Origin of the sequence: Brevibacterium sp. UCMA 11752 (genome assembly GCF_021532235.1) — a bacterium.
In the GTDB taxonomy this organism is placed as follows: Bacteria; Actinomycetota; Actinomycetes; order Actinomycetales; family Brevibacteriaceae; genus Brevibacterium; species Brevibacterium antiquum.
The window spans coordinates 35,778-56,870 of record NZ_JACBOS010000003.1 but is presented as its reverse complement, the minus strand read 5'-3'; the positions used below and the strand labels follow the sequence as shown (position 1 = coordinate 56,870).

The following is a 21,093-nucleotide window of genomic DNA, read 5'->3' as shown; positions in this document are numbered from 1 at the left end:
CGGCTCCAAGCCGTCTTGGGAGCCAGTTCACGCCAGCTCCTGCAGGTAGGTGCTGAACCCGCCTGCGGCTCGTCCTTCCAACCTAGCTGAGGTGAGGACCCGGCAGGTGTCGGTGCGCAGCACCCGGCCGCCGGCCTCGAGAACCGCAGCCACCAAGGCCGCGTCCTCACCGCATGGCAGGGGCGGAATTCCGTCGACGAGTTCGAAGTAGGTTCCGCGGACACCAAGGTTGGCCCCGAAGACAAACGGGTGGTCCTCGCCCAGTTCATGTGCGGCATGCCATTTGGCAAGGAGCTCGGACGACCCGGTCTCAGGTCGCGGTGCAACCGTGCCCACGATGCAGTCGACACCGAGCTCGGCATTACGGATCTGGGAGGCGATCCAATGTTCGGGCACGCGGCTGTCGGCGTCGGTGAACGCGAGCCACATCGCATCAAGCGCCTGCTGGGTGTGAATGCCACATTGTCCGATGAAGTACTCGGCGGCGGCATTGCGAGCGTTGCCTACATTGTTGAACGAGACAGTGACCACCTCGACAATCGGATTCCGAGACGCGAAGTCCGTGACCAGGTCGAGCGTATTATCCGTGCACGCATCGGCCACGACGATCACCCGGATGTGCACGACTGCGGAGGTGTGCCGTGCGTACGCAATCGAGGTCATCACCGATTCGAGGCAATCCTCGATCTCATCTTCCTCATTGTGCGCCGGGACGATGACCGCAAAGACATCAATCATCGGTGTCGCCCCCGGCAGCTGCTTCAGAATCGTTCGGGGACTTCGTCACAGTGAGGGTGTCGAGACGATACTTCGCATCGGCATGGAACTCGACCCTGTGATGAGGCCAGAAGCTCAGGCAGCTGTCGTGGACCTCATCGGCATTCAAGGGCCAATCACGGATCTCGCCCTTCCAATGGCAGAGCACCAACACAAATCTGTGAGTCGTGGACTCATTGATGCGCTGCAGAGTCTGATGCAACTGGGTTCGAGACAGGTAGAAGCCCGTCTCGGACAGGACAACACAGTCGAAGAGCCCCTCGGGCCACTCGAATGGAACCGTGGCGCGAATGTAACTGACTCGGGAGTTGTCCAGGCTGTGCCGCTCGGCGATGGTCAGAGCCTGACTGCTGGCATCGACAGCGGTCACGCGTTCACTCACTCCAGCGAGTTCTTCGCTGAGGACCCCGATTGAGCAGCCGATTTCCAGCGTATGGGCAAACGAGGTCTGCGGAAGGTGAGCGAGCAGAGTCGCACGTTTGGAGATCTCGTATGCGGAATCACGCACGGCCCAGGGGTCACTGCGGTCAATGTGAACGCCGTCGAAGACCCGTGAGGCCGTGTGCGCGTCATTGACACCCGCCTCGGCGGCTGTCTCTGACTTGTCGGCGCCGAAGTCCGTCACCTTGAAAGTGTCGCCGCCTCGGTTGAAGTGCTCCAATTGTGCCCGACTGAGGATCGCCTCATCGCCGGTCTGGTCGGACAGGGGCAGAGTCTGCGAGGGGTAGCATTCGAAGACCTCCTGCCTGTCCAGGCCCTCAGGGTCAGGGAGGAAGCGCCACGATTGCCGCTGTGAGTCTTCGGGTGTAGCCCAGTGCCAATACCAGATGGGATACTCGAGCACCGTTGCCCTGCTTCGCCGTCCCACAGCCAGAGCGGCCTGACCAAGTGCCTCATGATCGGCGTGCCCATCACGGCTGTATGGGGCAACGATGGATACTGGCCCCTGAGCTGCAGAGAGCTCCGACACTATTTCCTGCTGTATTTGGTCGCTGTGCTCGGCCAGGTTGCCATCCTCGAATTCGAGGAATCTGCTCTTCACTGACGGGCCCAGCGTGCTCAGCGCAGCTTCGAATTCCTGCAGGCGAATCTGTTTGAGTCGGTCTCGAGTGTGCGTGGTCGAATGAGGGTGCGACTTCTCCCCGGCTGTGAACAGAAGCACCGTCACATCGGCGTCGCACGCCCGAGCGTGAGACAGCAGCGAGGCGGCGCCGAATGCTTCGTCGTCGGGGTGGGCCGCGAGCACCAGGACGGACCCACCCTGAGCACAGACGTCGTCGGTCAGGAGAGGGAGGTCGAGGACTCCGGCCTGGACCCACGCCTCTTCGCTGGTGCTCTCATCTAGGTGACTGAAGCTCATTGTGCTGTGAAATCTCTCACGAGCGCTTCGCCCAGGGACGCCTCGTCGCGGGGCCCGTGGTGTTGGCTGAGGTAGACGGTGAGGTCCGCGTCGGCCTTAGCGAAGGCCCTGTCGCCGGTGAGTGCGACGGGCCCTGCGAGCTCTCGGCTCAAAAGCTGAATCTGCTGGGCACTGCGATAGACGATGTTGCGCACCCGCAGAGCTAACGACCAGGCATCATCGCGTGAGAATTCCTCGTCACCGTCTGCGGCCTCGGCCGCCTGAGCGAGAACCGAACGGGTCGCGAAGATCTCCGCATCGAGCTGTCCCAAGCAGAGATCGCCCATCGGTGCGGGGGCGGGGCGCGCGAAATGTCGGCGGGCCGCATTCTGCGCCAGGCCCAGGGCACCACCGAACCAGCAGGCGGCGACCCTGATCCCGCCCCAGGCGAACGACGGACGGTCAAGATACCAGTCGGGCGGACCGACCGCCTCAGCGGGAGCCTGGTCAAACGTCACAGACCCGCTGGGGATCTCGCGGAGGCCAAGGCTCGGCCATGCGGTTTGGTCGGGATGGACTCGCGGATCATCCATGCCCACCGCCACGGCCTGCCCGTGTCCATTGCGATGGGCGATGACGATGGCATGACTCAACTCTGAAGCCAAGGAACACCACGCCTTCTCTCCGGTGATGACGGTGCAGCCATCCGCCTCGGTGACAGTGACGACCTTTCCAGGGACTTCCGCAGCATAGACACCCCATGAGGTCTGGTCTCCGGGTGGCTCGAGACCCGCCTCGGCGATGATGCCGAGGGCATCGATATGGGGCTCGAGCATGCGGGCGACGGCCACATCGATCGACGCGACCATCGACAGAGCCTCCCACTGTTGCAGTTGGGACGAGGTACCGGTGAGGTCCAAATGGTTCTGCAGTGAGGTGATCTTCGTCGGTGGGGCAGTGCCGTCAGTGACCAGCTGAATCAGGGCCTCACGCTGGGAGGACGCTCGGGGGAACTCGAACCAGGGGGCCAGTGGAGCGGAGAAGGCACCTGAGTCGGAACTAGCGAAGTCTCTGCTCATATCGTTTCCTTCGGAGTAGTTGGTGCCTGGACGGAAGAGAGAGGGGTGCTAGGAGTCCATTGCGGTGCGGAGGCGTTCGATGAGGTCGTCGAGTCCGTCGTCGAACTCTCGGGCGGAATGGTTCTCAGCGAGTTTACTCTGCAGCCGTTGCACCGTCGGATAATCACCAAGATTCTCGTTGTCCTGCTCGTCGTTGCTGTTCTCCGCAAGCGGAACTGGACTGACGCCGAGGGCCGATACCTGGAGCAGAAGATCGCCGAGGAGGAAGCTGGTGAAGGCTTTGTAGGCGCTGACGGCACGATCGTCGGAGAACCCATACTCCTTCAGTGACGTGAGGAAATAGTCGACCCAGCGGATGCTGCGCAAGGGTGGGCGCAGCCACGGGGCATCTGGCGGTTGGGTGATCATCAGGGGAAACATCTTCGGATGGGTCAGCGCGAGCTTGCGCATCGCATTCGCAACGTATTGAAAATAGCCCTCCCAGGACGAAGGCTTCTCCTGCATCAGATCGTCATTGAAGAGATCGTCGATGAGTTCTCCGACGGCCGCAGAGATGAGTTCCTCGCGCCCGGGAACATGTCGGTACAGGGCCATGGCCTCGACACCGAGTGCGGCACCCAGCCGTCTCATGGTGAGGGCTTGGACTCCGTTGTCGTCGATGAAGGTGATTGCAGCCTGAACGACTTCGGTGCGACTCAGACGCCGGCGAATCATGGAATCTCCTCACATCGGTGAATCGGCGGACATCCGTGAACGGGCCCGGCCCGCATTCATCCTAGCGGTCCTGTGGTCACCGGAGACGACTCTGGGCCCCGAACTCAGGTGAGCTCGGGACGCAGAGTGCACTGGGGATGTGCAGGTATCGAAGGGATCGATCCTCAGGCCTTGGCGGCCCGACTGCGGCCGGTGATGAGTCCCCAGACGATGAGGACGATCAGCGAACCGCCGATGGCGCATAGCCAGGTGGAGATATCGAAGAACGAGCTGACTCCCGCGCCGAACACGGCACTGCCGATCCAGCCGCCCAGGAGTGCGCCGATGACGCCCAGGACGAGGGTGGCGATCCAGCCGCCGCCCTGACGTCCCGGCAGGATCAACTTTGCGATAGCCCCGGCGATGAGGCCGAGGACGAGGTAAGCGATGAAGCCCATGGGTATTTTCCTTTGATAGTGCGGGGAGGCGCGAGGCCTGAGGCCTCTCGATGTTTACACTGTAATCAATGTTTACAGTGTAAGCAACATATCAGAGCAGTTGAGTGCTGGGCAATGCGGTCGGTGCCTCAGGGCGAGATGACTGCCGCTCCGCCTTCGATGTTCTGGGCGGTGAAGACCGCATCGAGCAGTCCGGGGAAGCGGGCGTCGAGATCGTCCTTGCGCAGCGAGTTCATGATCGACGTACCCTGGTACTCCTGGCGGATCACACCAGCCTCGCGCAAGGTTCTGAAGTGATAGGTCGACGTCGACTTCGATACCGGCAGCTCGAATGCAGCGCAGGCGTGATCGTCGTCGGCGGTGTTCAGACGGCAGGCGATGTGTCTGCGAATCGGGTCGGCGAGCGCGGCGAGCACGGTGTCGAGTCGCATCTCATCCCGTTCGGGATGGTCAAGAGTTCTCATGTGCAGCCTCCTCGTCTGAGTATCTCGGTGATCTTCCTGTCACATTGTTTCACTGTCCTTTGATTGTACGTCTTTCTTCGTAGTACGGTAAACGTCGAAGTACGAGGAGCTTCGTACTTCATCTCGAGTCCAGCATCCACGACTCGAGCCCACTACCGATGATCACGAGGTCTTATGTCCAACCTGCTGTTCGAACCACTCACCCTGCGTGGCGTGACTTTCCGCAACCGTGCTTGGGTGCCGCCGATGTGCCAGTACTCGGCAGACCACCTCGACGGCGTTGTCACACCATGGCACTTCGTCCACTACGGATCGATGGCCAAGGGCGGCGCCGGCGCCATCATCGTCGAAGCCGCTGGCGTCACTCCTGAAGGACGGATCTCTCCGCGGGACCTGGGTATGTGGAACGACGAGCAGCGTGATGCTCTGGTGCCGATCGTCGACTTCATGCACTCTCAGGGAGCGGCGGCCGGAATCCAGCTCGCCCATGCAGGGCGTAAGGCCTCGACCTACCCCGACTTGGGACACGGCAACGAAGGCAGCCTGTCCGAGAGCGAAGGCGGTTGGGAGACTCTCGCGCCCTCTGCAGTGGCGTTCCCCGGACTGAACACGCCACGTGAGCTCACCGAAGCAGAGATCGCTGAGACTGTCACTGCCTTCGCGGACTCAGCTCGCAGGTCGATGGAAGCCGGTTTCGACTTCGTGGAAATTCACGGTGCGCACGGCTACCTGCTCCATGAGTTCCTCTCCCCGCTGTCCAACACCCGCAACGACTCTTATGGCGGAACCCCGGAGAACAGGGCCCGTTTCCTCCTCGAGGTCGTTGACGCCACCCGCGCCGAGGTGGGCGAAGACGTTCCCGTGCTCGTACGCCTATCCGCGACGGACTGGACCGAAGGCGGGCTGACTCTCGACGATACGGCTCAGCTGTCGGGGTGGTTGAAGGACCACGGGGTTGATCTGGTCGACGTTTCGACTGGTGCGAACGTCGTGGCCAAGATCCCGGTTGGCCCCGGCTACCAGACGAGCTTCGCTGCCGGAATCCGCAAGCAGGCCGACATCCCCACCGCCGCAGTCGGACTCATCACCGAGCCGTTCCAGGCCGAGCACATTCTGGCGACCGAGCAGGCCGACGTCATTCTCCTTGGCCGCGAATCGCTGCGCGATCCCAACTTCCCTATTCGCGCCGCAGCCGCACTGCGTCACGAGATCGACTACAAGCCGACACAGTACCTGCGGGCGCATAAGTAGGCTGATCGGTCTGAGACTGTGAGCATAGGTGCGGGTGGAGCAATCGACTCCGCCCGCACCAGCGTCATATCAGCCCGCCGATCCACAGCCCCAATCCTGCCGCTGCGGTTGCCAACACCAGTGTGCCGAGGCAGTTGAACAGGCTGAACGCCCACCTGCGCTCCTGGATGAGGCGAACGGTCTCGAAGCTGGCGGTCGAGAAGGTCGTGTAGCCGCCGAGGAACCCAGTGCCGATGACCAGATGCCACGACTCAGGAAGGATCTGATCACTGGCCAGCCCGGTGAGCAGACCCAGCACCAGTGAGCCGCTGACATTGATGACGATCGTGCCCCACGGGATGCCGCTGCTCACGCGAGACTTGATGATCCCGTCGAGCAGCATCCTCGCCGCGGTGCCGATGCCACCGGCCAGTGCGAGTGCGATGAAGATCAGCGGAGTCATTTCGCACCTCGACTGTGCGCGACAGCTGCCGTGGCGATGCCAGCCCACGTGGCCAGACCACCGACGAGCACTGTGCCCAGACCGTAGGCGGTCCCGGCACCGACATCACCCTCGCCGAGGAGGCTCGCCGTATCCGTCGCCAGTGCACTGTAGGTGGTGAAGCCACCCATGAACCCGGTTCCGAGCACGATCCGCAGCCGGCGTCTGCGACCCTCATCAGGACCCATTCGAGCCAGGGCATCGAGAAGCAGCCCCAGCAGGAAGGCGCCGAGGATGTTGACGGCAAAGATCGCCCACGGAATGCCGTCTGCAGAGGGGAACGCGAGTGTGATGGCCTCACGGGCAGCAGTGCCGAACGTGCCGCCGATGAGCGCCAATCCCAGATAGGGCTGGCGCAGATGGGCGGGCCTGTTGCTGCTGGGGGCGTTGCTCATGGGAACTCCTACCTTCTGGGCATGCTGACGCCGGTCGAGGTAGGGACTGTTGTCGGAGAACCGAGGTTGGGTACGGCGAGCCCCACCGCCGTGACGCGCAGGCGTCTTCTTCATTCTGCCACACGGGCACGCGAAGAGGCCGCCGGATGACTGACATCCGACGGCCCCTGATTGGGGGTGGTGACTCAGCCCTCGCGGATCGTCATCCGGCTCAGCTTGGCGCCGTCGACGGCGAAGGCGAACGAGGACCGCCCATTCGCATGTGTTGAGCGCCAATCGCCGATGACGGTGACCTCATCGCCGTTGACACTGACCTCTTCGGGCGTGAGAGTGCCGGTCGCGCCGATGAATTCCTTGTCGCTCCAGGCCTTGATGGCATCGCGGCCGGTGAATTCTCTGCCCCAGTCATCGACGGTGCCGTCGGTGGTGAAGGCGTCGAGGAAGCCCTGTGCGTCGTGGGCGTTGACGGTGTCGATGAAGCCGGCGACGGGCTCGGGAATCTGCAGATCTGACATGGGTGCTCCTTAGCTTCTTGGGGTATGTGCTGTGCGTGCGGTGTGTCAGCGAGTGGTGTATCCGCCATTGGCGAAGATCGTCTGGCCGGTGATCCACCAGCCCTCGGTGGCGAGGAACCGCACGATCGGAGCGATGTCCTCGATCTGAGTGAGCTGATTGCCCATGCCCTGCGACTTGTGGAACTCCACCCGTTCGGGTGTTTCCTGACCGTAGAAGAACGGAGTGTCCATCGGTCCCGGGGCAATCGCCGTGACCGAGATTCCACGCTCAGAGTACTCCTTCGCCGCCGCCCTGGTGAAGTGCTCCACTGGGCTCTTTCCGCCGGCATAGGTCGAATACCCGTCCGTGAATGCCGCAAGCAGTGCTGTGACGATGGTGATGATCTTGCCGTTGTCGGCAAGGTGCTTCCCCGCTTCCTTGATGAAGAAGTAGGCGGCCTTGGAGTTGATGTCGAACATCGAGTCGTACTCGTCTTCGGTGGTGTCCGCGATCGGCTTGCGCAGCACCTTGCCCGTCGTATTCACTGCGATGTCGATCGTTCCCAGCGCCGAGGTGGCGTCAGCGAACAGCTTCTCGACGTTGGCGGGCCGGGTCAGGTCTCCGGTCAGGAGCACGCCCTTTGCCCCGCTCGACTCAACCGCGGCGAGCGTGGCCTCGGCCTCACTGCGGGAGGATTCGGAATTGTAGTGAATGGCGATATCGGCACCCGCCTCGGCGGCCTGCTGGGCGATGAGCCCGCCCAGATTCTTTCCGCCGCCGGCGATGAGGATGTGCTTGCCCTGGAGTGATTGATCGGTCATGGCATCTCCGTTGTATCGGTGGTACATCTGACTATAGCGACAATACACGATAATATAGCGACATGACAGAGGCGGCTTCGCTTGATACACGGACTCGGCTGCTCAATGCGGCTGCGGACCTCATTGCTGCAACCCCCGGGGAGGACTTCTCCCTGCGCGCGGTCTGCGATGCCGTGGGCGTGAAGATGCCGACCCTGTATCACTTCTTCGGCAACAAGCAGGGGCTCATCGAGGCCGTCATCGAACGTGGCTTCGACATGTATCTGTCTGCCAAGTCCGCCTCCGAATCCAGCGGCGATCCGATCCAGGACCTGCGGATGGGCTGGGATGCTCATGTGTCCTTCGGGTTGGAGAACCCCGGTTTCTACACGCTCATGTACGGCAAGGTCAGACCGGGGTACTCACCGGAGGCGCAGTCGAAGCCGAGCGAGATCCTTCGTTCGCTGACACGTCGGGCCGAGGCGCAGGGTCGACTGGTGGTTGGCTATGAGCAGGCCGCGGCCCACATACTGGCGACGAATATCGGAGTGACACTGCGGCTGATCATCCAGGGCCGAGCCGATCCGGATCTCTCAGCAGGAGTGCGTGAAGGCGTGCTCGCCGCGATCACCGGAACAGCGCAGGCCGGCGATGATGGGCAGCACTTAGGGCACTCGGTGATCGAACGTGCGGCAGCGCATCCGGAGATTCTGGGCACGACCGAGACCGCGCTGCTCATCCAATGGGTCGGCCGCCTCGGCGAGAGTGAGGGGTCAGGGCAGGGTCAGTGACGGGCGTGTGAGCGAGCCGAGTTGTACCTGTCGACGGCACGGCGCAGACGCTGCAGACCGTCTTCGATGCGCTGCGGTTCCGCCGAGGCGAAGCACAGGCGCAGCGCGTTCGTGAAGTCACCGGTCTGGGAGAACGCGGTTCCGGGAATGTAGGCCACGCCTTCCTCCAGGGCCCCCGGCATGAGGTCCTCGGTGTTGATGGTCTCGTCGTTGAACGTCACCCACAGGAAGAAGCCCCCGTCGGGATCAGTTGACCGGATCTCCTGGCCGAAGAGCCGTTCGAGCCCGGACGTCATGGCGTTCTTGCGCTCGCCATAGGAGCTGCGCAGATGGGCGACGTGGGTCTCGGCATTGCCGTCGTTGAGCCACTTCGCGACCATGTGCTGGGTGGGCAGGCTCGTGCATGAGTCCATGGTCTGCTTGGCATTGATGATCAGTCCGCGCAGCTCGGGATCGATGTCGAGCCAGCCGATGCGCAGGCCGGGGGCGACGAACTTCGAGAAGGTGCGCACGCCGAAGATCAGCGGATCATTGGGGCTGAGCTGGCTGAGTGAGGGGATGTCCTCCCCGGAGAAGCGCAGAGTGCCGTACGGATTGTCCTCGAGGATGACCGAATTGTGGCGGTGGGCGAATTCGAGGAGCTTCTCACGGCGGGCCAGGGACATCGTCACACCGGCCGGGTTCTGGAACGTCGGGACCGTATAGATCACCGAGGGGGCGCGACCGGCCCGGGCCACGATGTCGTCGAGCGCGTCGACCTGCATGCCCTCGTCGTCGACCGGCACCTCGGCGATCTCCGCTTCATAGCTCAGTGCTGTGGCCGAGCCGTTCGTGTACGTGGGGGCCTCGCAGAGGACGAGATCGCCGGGGCTGACGAAGAGTTTGAATCCGAGGTCGATTCCCTGCATGCCGCCGGTGGTGATGACCAGGCGCTCACGGTTGCCGAAGTGCTCGGCAGGGATCTGCCCGGTCTCCTGCAGGTAGTTCAGCAGCGCGTCGATGAGGACAGGCTCGCCCTGCGTCTCCCCGTAGGTGAAGCTCTCCGGAGTGAAGACGCTGTTCGCGATTCGAGCGAAATCCTCGGCCGGCAGCATATCGGGGGCGGGCGAGCCCATGCCGAACTTGACGATGTCATGGTCGTAGGCGGCGAGCATCGCCACGGAGGAATCGATGACAGAGCCGACGAGGCTGTCGGCCCGGCTGGCGAAGGGAAGAGTGGGACGCGATGACGCTGAGGATGAAGCTGACGGGCTCGCGATTGACATGACGACCTCCAACGGGGCTGCAAGCCTGACGTCGACGTCACCGGCGATGTTCAGGAGCAATTTGCCCGAACGACGGAACTACTGGTGGTCTCAGCATAAGTACGACGAGCTCGGCGGGGCAAGAGGCGCGGCTGGGCGGGTGAGTCGGCAGATCGACGGCGGGCCACCTCGGCGAGGGTGAGGCCTATGCTGGTGGCCATGGCCGACTCCAGAGAGCGTGACATCAGGACTGCACCCATCGATGAACAGCTGCCCGCACTCGTCGACGAATACCGGGGCAAGCTCCTGGCCTGTTTGGACGGGATGAGCGAGGACGAGGCCCGCCGTTCCCTGGTGCCCAGCCGGACGACTCTGCTGTCCTTGGCCAAGCACGCGATCTTCGTCGAGACCGTGTGGTTCGGGGAAGTGGTGACCGGGCGGTACCGAACCGAATACGGACTGCCGAGTGACTCCGGAGACTCGTTCATCCTTGCTGATGAGGACACGGTGGAAAGCGTCACCGAGGCGTATTGGCAGGCTGTCGAGCGCTCACATCACGCGGTGGAGGAGATGACTCTGGACACGGTGCTCACCGGGCACCGGTCGGGGCCGATGCCGCTGCGCTGGATCTACCTTCACATGCTGCGTGAGCTGGCCCAGCATTGCGGGCACGCGGAGATTCTGCGTGAGCAGGTCCTTGCGCAGCGAGCTCAGATCCCGAGCACCCGGATGTAGAGCCTGCTCGCCGTCGTGTCATAGTGACCCAGTAGACTAATGCGGTAATGACATCCCCTCCCTTCACTTCGAGGTGAACAACTCTCATGCCAGCAATCGTTGTCGTCGGCGCCCAATGGGGCGACGAAGGTAAAGGCAAAACGACCGATATCCTCGGCACCAGCGTCGACTACGTGGTCAAGCCCAATGGTGGTAACAACGCGGGTCACACGGTTGTCGTCGGCGGTGAGAAGTACGAACTCAAACTCCTGCCGGCAGGCATCCTCTCACCGAATGTCACCCCGGTCATCGGCAACGGCGTCGTCGTCAACCTCGAAGCCCTGTTCGAAGAGATCGAAGCCCTCGAATCCCGCGGGGCGGACACGTCAAAGCTGCGGATCTCGGCCAACGCCCACCTCGTCGCCCCCTACCACCAGACCCTGGACAAGGTGACCGAACGATTCCTGGGCAAGCGCGCCATCGGCACCACCGGCCGCGGCATCGGACCTGCGTACATGGACAAGATCGGACGCCTGGGCATCCGCGTCCAGGACATCTTCGATGAATCGATCCTGCGCCAGAAGATCGAAGGCTCCCTGCGTCAGAAGAACGAACTCCTCGTCAAGGTCTACAACCGTCGGGCCGTCGACGTCGAGGAGATCGTCGAATACTTCAAGCCCTTCATCGAACGACTGCGACCCTACGTCGCCGAGACCGAGCAGCTGCTCAATGACGCGCTTGACCGTGACGAGGTCATCGTCATGGAGGGCGGCCAGGCCACGATGCTCGACGTCGACCACGGCACCTACCCGTTCGTGACCTCCTCGAACCCGACTGCCGGCGGATCCTGCGTCGGCTCGGGCATCGGACCCACCCGCATCAACCGGGTCGTCGGAATCGTCAAGGCCTACACCACGCGTGTGGGTGCCGGACCGTTCCCCACCGAGCTCTTCGATGACATGGGGGAGTACCTGCAGAAGGCCGGCGGTGAGTTCGGAGTCAACACCGGACGCCCGCGCCGCTGCGGCTGGTACGACGCCGTCATCGCCCGCTACGCCGCACGCGTCAACGGCTTCACCGACTACGTGCTGACGAAGCTCGACGTGCTCACCGGCATCGAGTCCATCCCCGTGTGCGTGGCCTACGAGGTCGACGGAGTCCGCCAGGACGAGATGCCGATGTCGCAGACCGAGTTCCACCACGCCAAACCCATCTTCGAATACTTCGAAGGCTGGGCAGAGGACATCACCGGGGCCCGCACCTTCGAGGACCTGCCCGAGAACGCGCAGAAGTACGTGCTCGCACTCGAAGAGCGTTCGGGTTGCCGGATGTCGGTCATCGGCGTCGGTCCCGACCGCGAACAGTCGATCGTTCGGCACGACCTGCTGGACTGAGCGTCCGACAGTCAGCAATGGCTGCGTCTCATCGGCGGTGATCTTCTCTATGGAGGTCACCGCCGAAGTCGTCTCGGTCTCCGATTCCTGAATTCCGGCACTGGCCGTCGCCGGTTCAGGCGACTCATCTCATATTCGCAAGTTGCGTTGAGAATCCACCTCGTTGACTGCTAGCGTCGAACGCTATGTTCACTACGCTGTTCGCACCGATGCGAACATCAGGTTCTTTGCCGCCGAATCGTCCGATGCGAAAGCCCTTGGCCGCCGCGGTCGCGCTGATCACCCTCATGTCGACGACGGCCTGTATGCCCGACATCGACCGCAACGAGGGTTTTCCGCCACCACGGGTCACTGCCATTGCAGCCGGATCGCCGGGAGGCGGACTCGACCTGGCCGCGCGGATGACGAAGGACGGGCTCGAAGCCGCCGGCGTCGAAAGTCTGATGACGATCGAGAACATGGGCGGAGGCGGCGGCAATCCTGCCCGCGCGGCCGTCCTTCAGCGTGAGAATGACGGAACCAGCGTGGTCTTCGAATCCAATCGTGTCTTCCTGTCCCACATCACCGGGACCACCGACATGTCACTTGACCACTTCACCCCGATCGCCCAGCTGACCACCGACTATGAAGTCTGGCTGGCCAGGTCCGACTCGGAGTTCGACTCACCACAGAAGGTTCTCGATAGCGTCAAGGACGATCCCAAGTCCGTGAAGTTCGGCATCGGCACTATCCCCAGCGATGACCAGCTCAATGTGCTCCGACCGGCCAGTGAATACGGCATCGGGGACCTGGCGTCGTTGAACCTGGTTGCATTCTCCGACGGAGGCGACCTCAACAACGAACTTCTGGGTGGTCGCGTTGACGTTGCTTCGACAGGACTCTCAGAAGCGATGGAGCTCGTCGAATCCGGCGACGTCGAGATCATCGCCGTTTCAGCGCCGAAGACTCTCACCGACGGCCCGGCCAAGGGCGCACCGACCTGGCACGACCTCGACATGGACATCACGATCAACCACTGGCGCGGCGTCTTCGGTCCCGCCGGAATGTCGGACGAAGCCGTTCGATGGTGGCAGGCCTCCCTCAAGAGCAGCGTCGAGTCGGACGAGTTCAAGGACCAAGCAGATGCCTTGGGCATCGACCCCGCATATATGCCGGGCGACGAATGGTTGGATTCGGTCATTCTGCCTGAGAAGAAGGAATCGACCGAAGTGCTCGAAAAGGTGGGATTGGCGAAATGACATCTGAATCGACACTGACCGAGACGTCGTACGAAGCGGGGGCGAAGACAGAGAGCACCGCCCTGTCGACGGGCATCGCCGCAGTAGTCCTCGGCGCCATCGCCGTCTTCTATCTGGTCAACGCTCTGCTGCTGCCGAACACGGAGACCGACGAAGGGATCGGGCCCAAAACCTTCCCTGTCGTCGTCGCCATTGTCCTGATCTGCACCACCGCACTCGGCGTGCTCACCCTGCTTCGCGGACGCGTCGAGGTGCAGGCGGTGTCGAAGACGGAGCTGCTGCGAGTCGTCATCTGCATCGTGCTCTTCGCACTGTTCGCTGCGTCGATCTTCCTCATCGGATTCGCCGAGGCGGCTGCCATCTTCTCGGTCCTGACCTCCACATTCGTCTTCGGAGTCAGGTTGTCACTCAAGCGCGCGGCGTGGCTGCTGGTCGTGGGCCTGGTCATCGGCCTCGTGCTCTTCCTCGTCTTCGACGTGTGGTTGAACGTGCTCCTGCCTGTCGGCTGGATCGAGTACCTGCTCTTCGGAGGACTGAACCTATGAACTCGTGGACCGAACTGCTGGGCGCACTGGGCTCGATCACCACGTCGCCGATTCTCCTGCTCGTCATCCTCCTCGGCGTGCTCCTCGGGACCGTCGCCGGTCTCCTCCCCGGGGTCGGACCCTCGACAGCGATCGCACTGCTTCTGCCGGTGGCGATCACCATGCCTGCCGAACTGTCTCTGCCGCTGATGGTGTCGTTGTATCTCGGCGCCGAATACGGTGGCCGGATCTCGGCGATCCTGCTCAACATCCCAGGCGACCCCGGCGCGATCATGACCACGCTCGATGGACACCCGATGGCTCTCAAGGGCAGAGCCGCCACAGCCCTGACGATCTCAGCCCTCGCCTCGTTCGTAGGCAGCCTTCTGGCGTTTCTGGGGCTGGCATTCATCGCAGGGCCGATGTCCGAACTGGGGTTGGCATTCGGCCCGGCCGCCTACTTCGCCGTGGTTGTCATGGCCCTCGTGCTCAGCGCCACGCTGGTGGGAAATGCTCCGATGCTTGGTCTGACCGCTGTGGTGATCGGTGTCGCGATCTCAACAGTCGGCATCGAACTCCAATCGGGGCTGCCGCGATTCACCTTCGGGACGTTCACACTGCTTGAAGGCATCGAACCGATCGTGGCGATCATCGGAGTCTTCGGAGTCGGTGAGATCCTTGCCAGCACAATGATGGGCAACACCGGCCAGGGTCTGTCTCGCCTCAGCGGCCGCTTCTTCCCGAGCACGGGCGAACTCAGGCAGGGAACTCTGCCGAGCCTGCGCGGCTCGGTCATCGGATTCGTCTCCGGAGTCCTTCCAGGAGCGGGGACAACGATCGCCGCATTCTTCTCCTACGGTCTGGAGAAGCGTCTGGCACCCGCCTCGGCGGGGATGGGCAAGGGGGCAGTGCGAGGACTCGTCGCACCAGAGGCAGCGAACAACGCTGCTGTGTCCGGGTCCATGGTTCCGCTGCTGACTCTGGGTATCCCCGGGTCAGGAACGACCGCGGTGCTGCTGGCCTATCTGATGATGTACGGGCTCAACCCCGGGCCCGGCTTCTTCGATGCCAACCCCGTTTTAGGTTGGACGATCATCGGCGCGCTTCTGATCAGCGCCATCCTCGGCGTGATCATCAACATTGCGGCCTCCCCGCTCCTGGCCAAGATCCTCGCGATTCCCATGCCGTATATGGCACCGGTGATCCTCATGCTGGCTCTCATCTCCTGCTACAGCATCCACAACTCGGCAACCGACGTCTACATTGCACTGGGCTTCGGTGTTCTAGGCTACGTGATGCGTCTGGTCGGAATGTCACCAGCGCTGTTGGTCATCGGACTGGTGTTGGGTGAAATGCTCGAACGCAACCTGCAGCAGGCACTTGGCCTGACCGGTGGAGACTTCGGGGCAGTCATCTCACAGCCGATCGTGATCGTGTTCCTGGCCATCGCTGTTCTGTCCCTGCTGACAGCATTGCCGTGGAAGCGGATGCTGGGGAAGCAGGAGGAGGGGGCCACGAGGAAGGATACTGCCGACACGTAAGCTCGTGGTGGCCCGGCTGCCGTCCGGCAGTCGGCTGCCCGGCTCACATCCAAGAAGGGACTCCACATGTCGCACGAACCGAGATTGACCGAAGCCGCCTATCAGGGGCCCGCTCTCGAAGCCGACCACGACTTCTACTCAGCGATCGGGGACAACGTCGGTGACCGTCACGTCGTTGACGAGTTCACCATCCCGATCCGTTCGGGACAGGCCTGGGATGTGCCGGCCGGACATGTCTGTCGGATCTCGACCGTCGACGGCCCCCAGGTCGGGGACCTCAACCTGTGGAACCGTCACGACCCCCGGGAGCGGTTCTGGGCCTCGCGCACTCGCCAGCTGCAGGCGGCGCACGTCTCGACCTTTGACCGTCTGTGGTCGACTCTGCCCTTCCTGCGCCCCATGGCCACGATCGTCGGAGACACCTTGGCCGACTATGGAACAGACGCCGAGGGTGGACGCCTCCACGACACCCTCGGCACACGCTGCGACCCCTATGTCTCACAGATGCTCAACGGCATCGACTTCGACTACCACTGCCATTCGAACCTGGTCCGCGCTGTCCTCCCGTTCGGGCTGACGGAGTTCGACGTCCACGATGTCCTCAACGTCTTCCAATGCACGGGACTGAACGACAACGACGAGTACTTCATGAAGACCTGTCCCGCCCAGCCGGGTGACCATTTCGAATTCTTCGCGGAGCAGGATCTTCTGGCCGCGCTCTCGACATGCCCCGGAGGAGACCTGTCCAAGCCGATGTTCGGCGAGGGCAACGAAGACCCGGTCGAGAACTGCCACCCACTCAAGGTCACCGTCTATGCGCTGCCGGAGAACCTCCTCGGCGAGTGGAGCGAACCGAGCTCACCGAACTACCGGGGCGGGCACGGGTTGAAGCCCCAGGTCTGGGCGTGAGCTTAAGCGCTCAGGGTTGGACTCGACCGATCTGGAAGTGATCTCAGGCGCTCTGGGTGACGGCAGAGCGCGGGCGCCCGCCACTGAACCAGCGGAGGAGCGCCGCGCATAGGGCCAGAAGCGCCACAGAACCGCCGTACCAGCAGGCGGTTGCGAAGAGTCCGATGGCGGGGACGAGGATCCCGGCGATGACGACCGGAAGCCCGAATGCCAGGTAGCAGACGACGAAGACTGCGGCCATCACCTCGGCGTTGGCCTCCGGCTTCACGACTGCCTGGATGGTCTTCAGGGCACCCGGGAAAGCCGTGCCGAAGCCGGTTCCGGTGATGATGACGGCGAGGCAGTACAGTTCGGGCGACGTGAGGGTCAGGGCCACCAGGGTGAGAGTGCTGCCGACTGCGAGTGAGATCGTGCCGTAGAGGGTGACGGTGCGCGCGGATCGGTTGCGCATGAAGAATCCGGCCAGTCCTCCAGCGCCGGCGAGCATCGTGACGATGAGTCCGCTGACGAGGTGGGAACTGGAATGGAACTCGGTGGTGATGATGTTGGCGCCGAGGGAGAGGTATAACCCTCCTGTGGCCCAGCCGGCGACGAAGGCCGGCACCGCGAACAGGAATGCCTTGCGGACTTCCCGCGGCAGGGCCGCTCGCGGCAGCAGTGATGCCCAGGCTCCTCGGCGTCGGGCCGAGGTCTCCGGCAAGACCCAGATGATGGTGGCCAGCAGCAGATAAGTTCCCACGAGGGTTCCGAAGACCACTGCGGCGCCGCTGCCGTCGACGAACAGGGAGAGAGTCGCTCCCGCGAACAGCCCGCCGATGGCCAGGCCTGCCATCGCAGAGATTGCGTTCCACGAGGAGGCAGAGCCCGGCTTGTGCGGCAGTTCCAGATCGACGACCGTCGCCGAGAGGGTCGACAGCAGAATTCCACTGGCAATTCCTTGGACGACTCGGGAGAGGATCAGTGCCGCAGCACTGTCGGCATGCCAGAACAGAACCATGCTGATGGCAAGCACGACGAAGGCCGCGCAGATGACGGGGCGACGTCCGATGTGATCGGAGAGTGCGCCGGCAGTGAGCAGTGCAGCCAGCAATGCCACGGCATAGGCGGCGAAGACCACCGTGATCATCACCGGAGCGAAGCCGAACTCGTCCTGGATAACGGGGTAGAACGGCGACGGAGCGCTGGCGCCGGCCATCATTGCCCAGGTGGCAATCAGGACCAGGCGCAGACGCCAGCGCTCGCGCGACCACCAGACATAGGTGGGTGCCGGCTGAACTGCGGGAGCAGGAGCTTCTTCCATAGTGTTCGAAACTTTTGGAACCATTCTTGGAGGCTATACGACATTCTCAAACAGTTCAACTATTATCGAACTATGGTTGCCAATGAGAAACTGCCGCATCCCGATCGTGAGGACATCGAACTGACGTCTGTGCTATTCGCGCTGAGCGACGAGGCCAGACTGGCTCTGGTCCAGCAGCTGCGATCCGGGCCGCTGGACATGGTTGACTGCTCGGCTCTTGGTCCGGATGTGCCGAAGTCGACGCGCTCGCATCAGGTCAAGGTGCTGCGCGAAGCCGGTGTCATCATCAGCGAACTGCACGGGCGGAACCGTCGCCTGACACTGCGTCGGGACGACATCGATGCCCGTTTCCCGGGCCTGCTGGAGTCCGTGCTGCAGGAGGAATCTGCTCTGCAGGAGTGACGGTGCTCAGCGCACAGCCATGTCCCAGCTGTCGTCGGGCAGTGCCTGACCGGTCTCCAGGTAGGACTTGAGTCCGGCGAGAACCGCGGGCCAGCCCTTCGAAACTCCGGTGTGCAGGCCGGCGTCGGCGAAGTTCGTGTGGGTGACGGTCAGTTTCACCACTTCGCCGGACTGCTCGATAAGGTAGGAGGCGACGGAGCCCTCGTCGTCGAGATCCTGGTCGATGGGCTGGAAGGTGAAGACGAGTTTTTTCGGTGGATCGGTCTCAAGGATCTTGCCCCAGACATCGGCTTTACGGTCCGGTCCGCCTTTGTGATGAGCCCATGACGACCCGACCTGCCAATCGGAGACGACGGCGACATCGTCCCAGTACAGGCGCGTGATCTCGGGGTCGGTGAGCGCGTCCCACACCTGCTGCGGAGTGGCTCGGATATAGGTGACATAGACGAAATCGGGAAATTCTTCGGTGGTGGTCATGGCTGTCTCCTCAGCTCTTCTCTTGACGGCGTCGATGACGTCGAAGTGGTGCTGGTCGAACTCGCGGGTCCATCGATTCTGCATCTCATGGATCGGGTGCGAGTTCAGGTAGTGTCGTCGTTCTCGTCCGTGGCGGACGATCGCGACCAGGTCGGCGTCGACGAGCAGATTCAAGTGCTGTGTCACTGACTGCCTGGCCATCGAGAGGCCTTCGCAGAGTTCGCTCAGTGACTGCCCGTCCTCTTGGCGGAGGACGTCAAGGAGTCGTCGGCGGGTTGGGTCGGCGAGGGCTTTGAACACTTTGTCGAGTGTGTCGGCGTCGGTCACATCTCTAATATGCAGGTATTTACCTGCATATGTCAATGGGTTGGCGGCAGCAAACTGAAATAGGGTTCCCAGTCCCTCAGTCATAGGATCGAATCAGACAATGATTACGCCTGCGCGGCACACCAAGGAGGTCGACACATGACGCACGTTTCGATTCTCAGTCGGTATGCGGATCGGCTCGGGTTGAGTGATTCCGCCCCCGAATTACACCGACGTGCTCAGGGATCTTGTGCGCAGATTGTCGAACTTCTCGACGAGATCCTGGTCGCGCACACGCACTCGATCTGCTTTGAGAATCTCGACGTCGTTGCCTTTCGCGCCAGGGGAGACCTGGAAGCCGTCGCCATCGACGTCGACGGAGCCGCGGGCAAACTGCTCACTGATGGTCGGGGCGGATACTGCCACGAGCATGCGTCACTCATCCGCGGGGTCGTCACCGAACTGGGGCTGAGGGCACACCCGATTCTGGCCCGAGTCCACCTCGGCGACGGGCAGACGGCACCGGGAGCACTGACTCACCAGGCGACCATCGTCGACCTCGACGGCCGTCGTTTACTCATTGATCCCGGCTTCGGCGGGGGAACACCGGAAGCTGCGCTCGAACTCTCCGAATCCGCTGCGGCCAGAATGACGTCCCACGGCGAACACCGAATCGTCCCCGCGAGGACTGCTCTCACGCCTCATCTGCGCGCCGACAGCGACTGGGTGCTCCAATCACGAACGCGAGATGACCAGGACTTTCGCACCGTCTATGCGTTCAGCGAAGTCCCTCGCCCGCAGGCCGATCTCGACCTGGCGAACTGGTTCACCTCGACTAAACCCGGGGCGCGGTTCACCGGTCCGCCCATTCTCGCTCTGCCGCTCCCTGACGGCGGCAGGGTCACTTTGGAGGGGCGCCGACTGCGGCGCATGATCGGCGGTGTGCGACCCGACCGACACGAACGGACCCTGTCTGATGCCACGGAATTCGCCGAGGTGCTGTCGACTGAATTCGGACTCGACCTCGACAGGGAATTCACTGACCTGGTGTGGAGCGCGACCGCTGAGGGGTGAAGTGCCCGGTCTGAGGATCTGCGGGCAGACCTGAACAGCGGCCGGTGGACCAGGCCCGTGTCAGACCCCGGGTCTACACTGCTGTCATGTCCGCGGCGACTCGGGATGACCTCATTCGCAGGCCACACCCGCGCCTGAGCCCCTTCGTGGGTGACTATGTCGCCTACGACGTTTCGGGCGTCCCCGCCGGGACACATCTCGGGCTGCCATCGGGCACCCTGACGTTCATCGTCTCCATCGACGAACCGCTGCACCAATACGACGCGGCAACAGAAAGCACCGAGTCCTTCGACGTACTGCTCGCAGGCCTGCATCTGCGGCCCACCCTCATCAGGCACAACGGCGCAATGGCCGGAATCCAGATCAACTTCACCCCCTTCGCTCCTCGCATCCTCTTCGACACCCCTGCCGTCGACCTCGCTCACCGCACGCACGACCTTGCCGAGATCTCACGCCCCATCGCCGCCGAGCTGCACGAACGCGTCAACGAAGCCACGACCTGGTCTGCCCGCTTCGACGCCATCGACGAGGTCCTCGTCCGTGTCGTCCACGAAGGCACCCAGCCTCGGCCCGAGGTGGTCAGCTCCTGGAAGCAGATCGCCCGCAGTCACGGCGGGCTGCCCGTCTCACTTGTGGCGAATCGGATCGGTTGGAGCAGACGCCACCTCAACGGAGTGTTCCGTGCAGAATTCGGCATCGGACCCAAGGAAGCGGCGCGGGTCATGCGATTCGATCGGGCGAGACGAATGATCTCGGCGCAGTCTCGAGCGTTGGCAGATATCGCCGCGACCTGCGGTTATGCCGACCAATCCCATCTCAACCGCGACTTCCGACTGCTCACCGGGACCAGTCCGTCCCTGTGGCTGACCCAGGACCCCGTGGTGCGGCAGGACCGAGATCGCTGGTCGCTGGATCGGTAAGCGTCGCCTCGGCGAGCGTCGGTGCAG

General features: G+C 62.9%; 24 protein-coding genes. 11 read left to right on the top strand and 13 right to left on the bottom strand.

Annotated elements, in window-relative coordinates; translation table 11 throughout:
- Positions 1–27: 27 nt before the first annotated feature.
- From HU144_RS00330 to HU144_RS00305, 6 genes are all read right to left on the bottom strand, one after another.
- Positions 28–738: a glycosyltransferase gene (locus HU144_RS00330; RefSeq protein ID WP_235349609.1), complete on the bottom strand. Its 711-nt coding sequence runs from the start codon at positions 736–738 to the stop codon at positions 28–30.
- Positions 731–2,137, bottom strand: a complete 1,407-nt coding sequence (locus HU144_RS00325; protein WP_235349608.1) for a PIG-L family deacetylase — start codon at positions 2,135–2,137, stop codon at positions 731–733. The genes HU144_RS00330 and HU144_RS00325 overlap by 8 nt, the downstream gene beginning before the upstream one ends.
- Positions 2,134–3,195 (bottom strand): acyl-CoA dehydrogenase family protein, encoded by a 1,062-nt coding sequence (locus HU144_RS00320; RefSeq protein ID WP_235349607.1) that lies wholly within the window; start codon positions 3,193–3,195, stop codon positions 2,134–2,136. The genes HU144_RS00325 and HU144_RS00320 overlap by 4 nt, the downstream gene beginning before the upstream one ends.
- Positions 3,196–3,243: 48 nt before the next feature.
- Entirely contained in the window at positions 3,244–3,909 is a 666-nt protein-coding gene (locus tag HU144_RS00315) for a TetR/AcrR family transcriptional regulator (RefSeq protein WP_235349606.1), read from the bottom strand.
- Positions 3,910–4,073: 164 nt separating this feature from the next.
- Positions 4,074–4,346, bottom strand: coding sequence for a GlsB/YeaQ/YmgE family stress response membrane protein (locus HU144_RS00310; protein ID WP_235349605.1), 273 nt, complete (start codon positions 4,344–4,346; stop codon positions 4,074–4,076).
- Between the two features lie 128 nt (positions 4,347–4,474).
- Positions 4,475–4,810: an ArsR/SmtB family transcription factor gene (locus HU144_RS00305; protein WP_235349604.1), complete on the bottom strand. Its 336-nt coding sequence runs from the start codon at positions 4,808–4,810 to the stop codon at positions 4,475–4,477.
- Between the two features lie 174 nt (positions 4,811–4,984).
- Between HU144_RS00305 and HU144_RS00300 the strand changes: the two genes are divergently transcribed.
- Positions 4,985–6,061: an NADH:flavin oxidoreductase/NADH oxidase gene (locus tag HU144_RS00300; protein ID WP_101584595.1), complete on the top strand. Its 1,077-nt coding sequence runs from the start codon at positions 4,985–4,987 to the stop codon at positions 6,059–6,061.
- A gap of 64 nt (positions 6,062–6,125) precedes the next feature.
- On the opposite strand, the gene crcB is transcribed toward HU144_RS00300, so the two are convergent.
- From crcB to HU144_RS00280, 4 genes are all read right to left on the bottom strand, one after another.
- Positions 6,126–6,503, bottom strand: coding sequence for a fluoride efflux transporter CrcB (gene crcB / locus HU144_RS00295; protein ID WP_235349603.1), 378 nt, complete (start codon positions 6,501–6,503; stop codon positions 6,126–6,128).
- Complete coding sequence (locus tag HU144_RS00290; protein ID WP_235349602.1) at positions 6,500–6,937, bottom strand: fluoride efflux transporter FluC; 438 nt, start codon at positions 6,935–6,937, stop codon at positions 6,500–6,502. The genes crcB and HU144_RS00290 overlap by 4 nt, the downstream gene beginning before the upstream one ends.
- Positions 6,938–7,122: 185 nt before the next feature.
- Positions 7,123–7,452 carry a nuclear transport factor 2 family protein gene (locus tag HU144_RS00285; protein ID WP_101584599.1) on the bottom strand — a complete coding sequence of 110 codons (330 nt, stop codon included), beginning with the start codon at positions 7,450–7,452 and terminating at the stop codon, positions 7,123–7,125.
- 45 nt (positions 7,453–7,497) lie between these two features.
- The gene (locus HU144_RS00280; RefSeq protein WP_101584601.1) at positions 7,498–8,253 is read right to left on the bottom strand and encodes an SDR family oxidoreductase; all 756 of its coding nucleotides are present in this window, start codon (positions 8,251–8,253) and stop codon (positions 7,498–7,500) included.
- Positions 8,254–8,315: 62 nt separating this feature from the next.
- Here HU144_RS00280 and HU144_RS00275 point away from each other — a divergent pair, with 62 nt between their 5' ends.
- Positions 8,316–9,023, top strand: coding sequence for a TetR/AcrR family transcriptional regulator (locus HU144_RS00275; RefSeq protein WP_096161037.1), 708 nt, complete (start codon positions 8,316–8,318; stop codon positions 9,021–9,023).
- Here the strand turns inward: HU144_RS00275 and HU144_RS00270 are convergent.
- Entirely contained in the window at positions 9,017–10,288 is a 1,272-nt protein-coding gene (locus HU144_RS00270) for an aminotransferase-like domain-containing protein (RefSeq protein ID WP_101584611.1), read from the bottom strand. The two genes, HU144_RS00275 and HU144_RS00270, sit on opposite strands and share 7 nt — an antisense overlap.
- Before the next feature lie 198 nt (positions 10,289–10,486).
- Between HU144_RS00270 and HU144_RS00265 the strand changes: the two genes are divergently transcribed.
- From HU144_RS00265 to HU144_RS00240, 6 genes are all read left to right on the top strand, one after another.
- A complete protein-coding gene (locus HU144_RS00265; protein ID WP_235349601.1) occupies positions 10,487–11,002 on the top strand; it encodes a DinB family protein in 516 nt (171 codons plus the stop codon).
- Between the two features lie 86 nt (positions 11,003–11,088).
- Positions 11,089–12,375: an adenylosuccinate synthase gene (locus tag HU144_RS00260; RefSeq protein WP_101584602.1), complete on the top strand. Its 1,287-nt coding sequence runs from the start codon at positions 11,089–11,091 to the stop codon at positions 12,373–12,375.
- A gap of 245 nt (positions 12,376–12,620) precedes the next feature.
- A complete protein-coding gene (locus HU144_RS00255) occupies positions 12,621–13,613 on the top strand; it encodes a Bug family tripartite tricarboxylate transporter substrate binding protein (RefSeq protein ID WP_235349600.1) in 993 nt (330 codons plus the stop codon).
- Complete coding sequence (locus HU144_RS00250; RefSeq protein ID WP_235349599.1) at positions 13,610–14,158, top strand: tripartite tricarboxylate transporter TctB family protein; 549 nt, start codon at positions 13,610–13,612, stop codon at positions 14,156–14,158. Before HU144_RS00255 ends, HU144_RS00250 begins: the two co-directional genes overlap by 4 nt.
- Positions 14,155–15,678, top strand: coding sequence for a tripartite tricarboxylate transporter permease (locus tag HU144_RS00245; protein WP_235349598.1), 1,524 nt, complete (start codon positions 14,155–14,157; stop codon positions 15,676–15,678). The genes HU144_RS00250 and HU144_RS00245 overlap by 4 nt, the downstream gene beginning before the upstream one ends.
- 66 nt (positions 15,679–15,744) lie before the next feature.
- Positions 15,745–16,587, top strand: coding sequence for an urea carboxylase-associated family protein (locus HU144_RS00240; RefSeq protein ID WP_235349597.1), 843 nt, complete (start codon positions 15,745–15,747; stop codon positions 16,585–16,587).
- Between the two features lie 43 nt (positions 16,588–16,630).
- Here the strand turns inward: HU144_RS00240 and HU144_RS00235 are convergent, their stop codons facing one another.
- Positions 16,631–17,911, bottom strand: coding sequence for an MFS transporter (locus HU144_RS00235; RefSeq protein WP_235349596.1), 1,281 nt, complete (start codon positions 17,909–17,911; stop codon positions 16,631–16,633).
- Between the two features lie 48 nt (positions 17,912–17,959).
- On the opposite strand from HU144_RS00235, the gene HU144_RS00230 reads away from it, so the two are divergent.
- The gene (locus HU144_RS00230; RefSeq protein ID WP_009884340.1) at positions 17,960–18,289 is read left to right on the top strand and encodes an ArsR/SmtB family transcription factor; all 330 of its coding nucleotides are present in this window, start codon (positions 17,960–17,962) and stop codon (positions 18,287–18,289) included.
- 6 nt (positions 18,290–18,295) lie between these two features.
- Here HU144_RS00230 and HU144_RS00225 read toward each other — a convergent pair whose 3' ends face one another.
- Positions 18,296–19,093 carry an ArsR/SmtB family transcription factor gene (locus tag HU144_RS00225; protein WP_096147045.1) on the bottom strand — a complete coding sequence of 266 codons (798 nt, stop codon included), beginning with the start codon at positions 19,091–19,093 and terminating at the stop codon, positions 18,296–18,298.
- Between the two features lie 138 nt (positions 19,094–19,231).
- On the opposite strand from HU144_RS00225, the gene HU144_RS00220 reads away from it, so the two are divergent.
- Both HU144_RS00220 and HU144_RS00215 read left to right on the top strand, forming a co-directional pair.
- Complete coding sequence (locus HU144_RS00220; protein ID WP_235349595.1) at positions 19,232–20,146, top strand: arylamine N-acetyltransferase family protein; 915 nt, start codon at positions 19,232–19,234, stop codon at positions 20,144–20,146.
- Positions 20,147–20,232: 86 nt separating this feature from the next.
- Positions 20,233–21,066, top strand: coding sequence for a helix-turn-helix transcriptional regulator (locus HU144_RS00215; protein ID WP_235349594.1), 834 nt, complete (start codon positions 20,233–20,235; stop codon positions 21,064–21,066).
- Positions 21,067–21,093: the final 27 nt, after the last annotated feature.

Bases quoted from the DNA above. Each gene is read 5' to 3' on its own strand.
- HU144_RS00230 (WP_009884340.1), top strand. From the start codon at position 17,960: ATGGTTGCCAATGAGAAACTGCCGCATCCCGATCGTGAGGACATCGAA.
- HU144_RS00255 (WP_235349600.1), top strand. From the start codon at position 12,621: ATGCGAAAGCCCTTGGCCGCCGCGGTCGCGCTGATCACCCTCATGTCG.
- HU144_RS00320 (WP_235349607.1), bottom strand. From the start codon at position 3,195: ATGAGCAGAGACTTCGCTAGTTCCGACTCAGGTGCCTTCTCCGCTCCA.
- HU144_RS00285 (WP_101584599.1), bottom strand. From the start codon at position 7,452: ATGTCAGATCTGCAGATTCCCGAGCCCGTCGCCGGCTTCATCGACACC.
- HU144_RS00260 (WP_101584602.1), top strand. From the start codon at position 11,089: ATGCCAGCAATCGTTGTCGTCGGCGCCCAATGGGGCGACGAAGGTAAA.
- HU144_RS00310 (WP_235349605.1), bottom strand. From the start codon at position 4,346: ATGGGCTTCATCGCTTACCTCGTCCTCGGCCTCATCGCCGGGGCTATC.
- HU144_RS00250 (WP_235349599.1), top strand. From the start codon at position 13,610: ATGACATCTGAATCGACACTGACCGAGACGTCGTACGAAGCGGGGGCG.
- HU144_RS00290 (WP_235349602.1), bottom strand. From the start codon at position 6,937: ATGAGCAACGCCCCCAGCAGCAACAGGCCCGCCCATCTGCGCCAGCCC.
- HU144_RS00330 (WP_235349609.1), bottom strand. From the start codon at position 738: ATGATTGATGTCTTTGCGGTCATCGTCCCGGCGCACAATGAGGAAGAT.
- crcB (WP_235349603.1), bottom strand. From the start codon at position 6,503: ATGACTCCGCTGATCTTCATCGCACTCGCACTGGCCGGTGGCATCGGC.
- HU144_RS00215 (WP_235349594.1), top strand. From the start codon at position 20,233: ATGTCCGCGGCGACTCGGGATGACCTCATTCGCAGGCCACACCCGCGC.
- HU144_RS00245 (WP_235349598.1), top strand. From the start codon at position 14,155: ATGAACTCGTGGACCGAACTGCTGGGCGCACTGGGCTCGATCACCACG.
- HU144_RS00280 (WP_101584601.1), bottom strand. From the start codon at position 8,253: ATGACCGATCAATCACTCCAGGGCAAGCACATCCTCATCGCCGGCGGC.
- HU144_RS00315 (WP_235349606.1), bottom strand. From the start codon at position 3,909: ATGATTCGCCGGCGTCTGAGTCGCACCGAAGTCGTTCAGGCTGCAATC.
- HU144_RS00325 (WP_235349608.1), bottom strand. From the start codon at position 2,137: ATGAGCTTCAGTCACCTAGATGAGAGCACCAGCGAAGAGGCGTGGGTC.
- HU144_RS00235 (WP_235349596.1), bottom strand. From the start codon at position 17,911: ATGGTTCCAAAAGTTTCGAACACTATGGAAGAAGCTCCTGCTCCCGCA.
- HU144_RS00220 (WP_235349595.1), top strand. From the start codon at position 19,232: ATGACGCACGTTTCGATTCTCAGTCGGTATGCGGATCGGCTCGGGTTG.
- HU144_RS00265 (WP_235349601.1), top strand. From the start codon at position 10,487: ATGGCCGACTCCAGAGAGCGTGACATCAGGACTGCACCCATCGATGAA.
- HU144_RS00305 (WP_235349604.1), bottom strand. From the start codon at position 4,810: ATGAGAACTCTTGACCATCCCGAACGGGATGAGATGCGACTCGACACC.
- HU144_RS00270 (WP_101584611.1), bottom strand. From the start codon at position 10,288: ATGTCAATCGCGAGCCCGTCAGCTTCATCCTCAGCGTCATCGCGTCCC.
- HU144_RS00240 (WP_235349597.1), top strand. From the start codon at position 15,745: ATGTCGCACGAACCGAGATTGACCGAAGCCGCCTATCAGGGGCCCGCT.
- HU144_RS00275 (WP_096161037.1), top strand. From the start codon at position 8,316: ATGACAGAGGCGGCTTCGCTTGATACACGGACTCGGCTGCTCAATGCG.
- HU144_RS00300 (WP_101584595.1), top strand. From the start codon at position 4,985: ATGTCCAACCTGCTGTTCGAACCACTCACCCTGCGTGGCGTGACTTTC.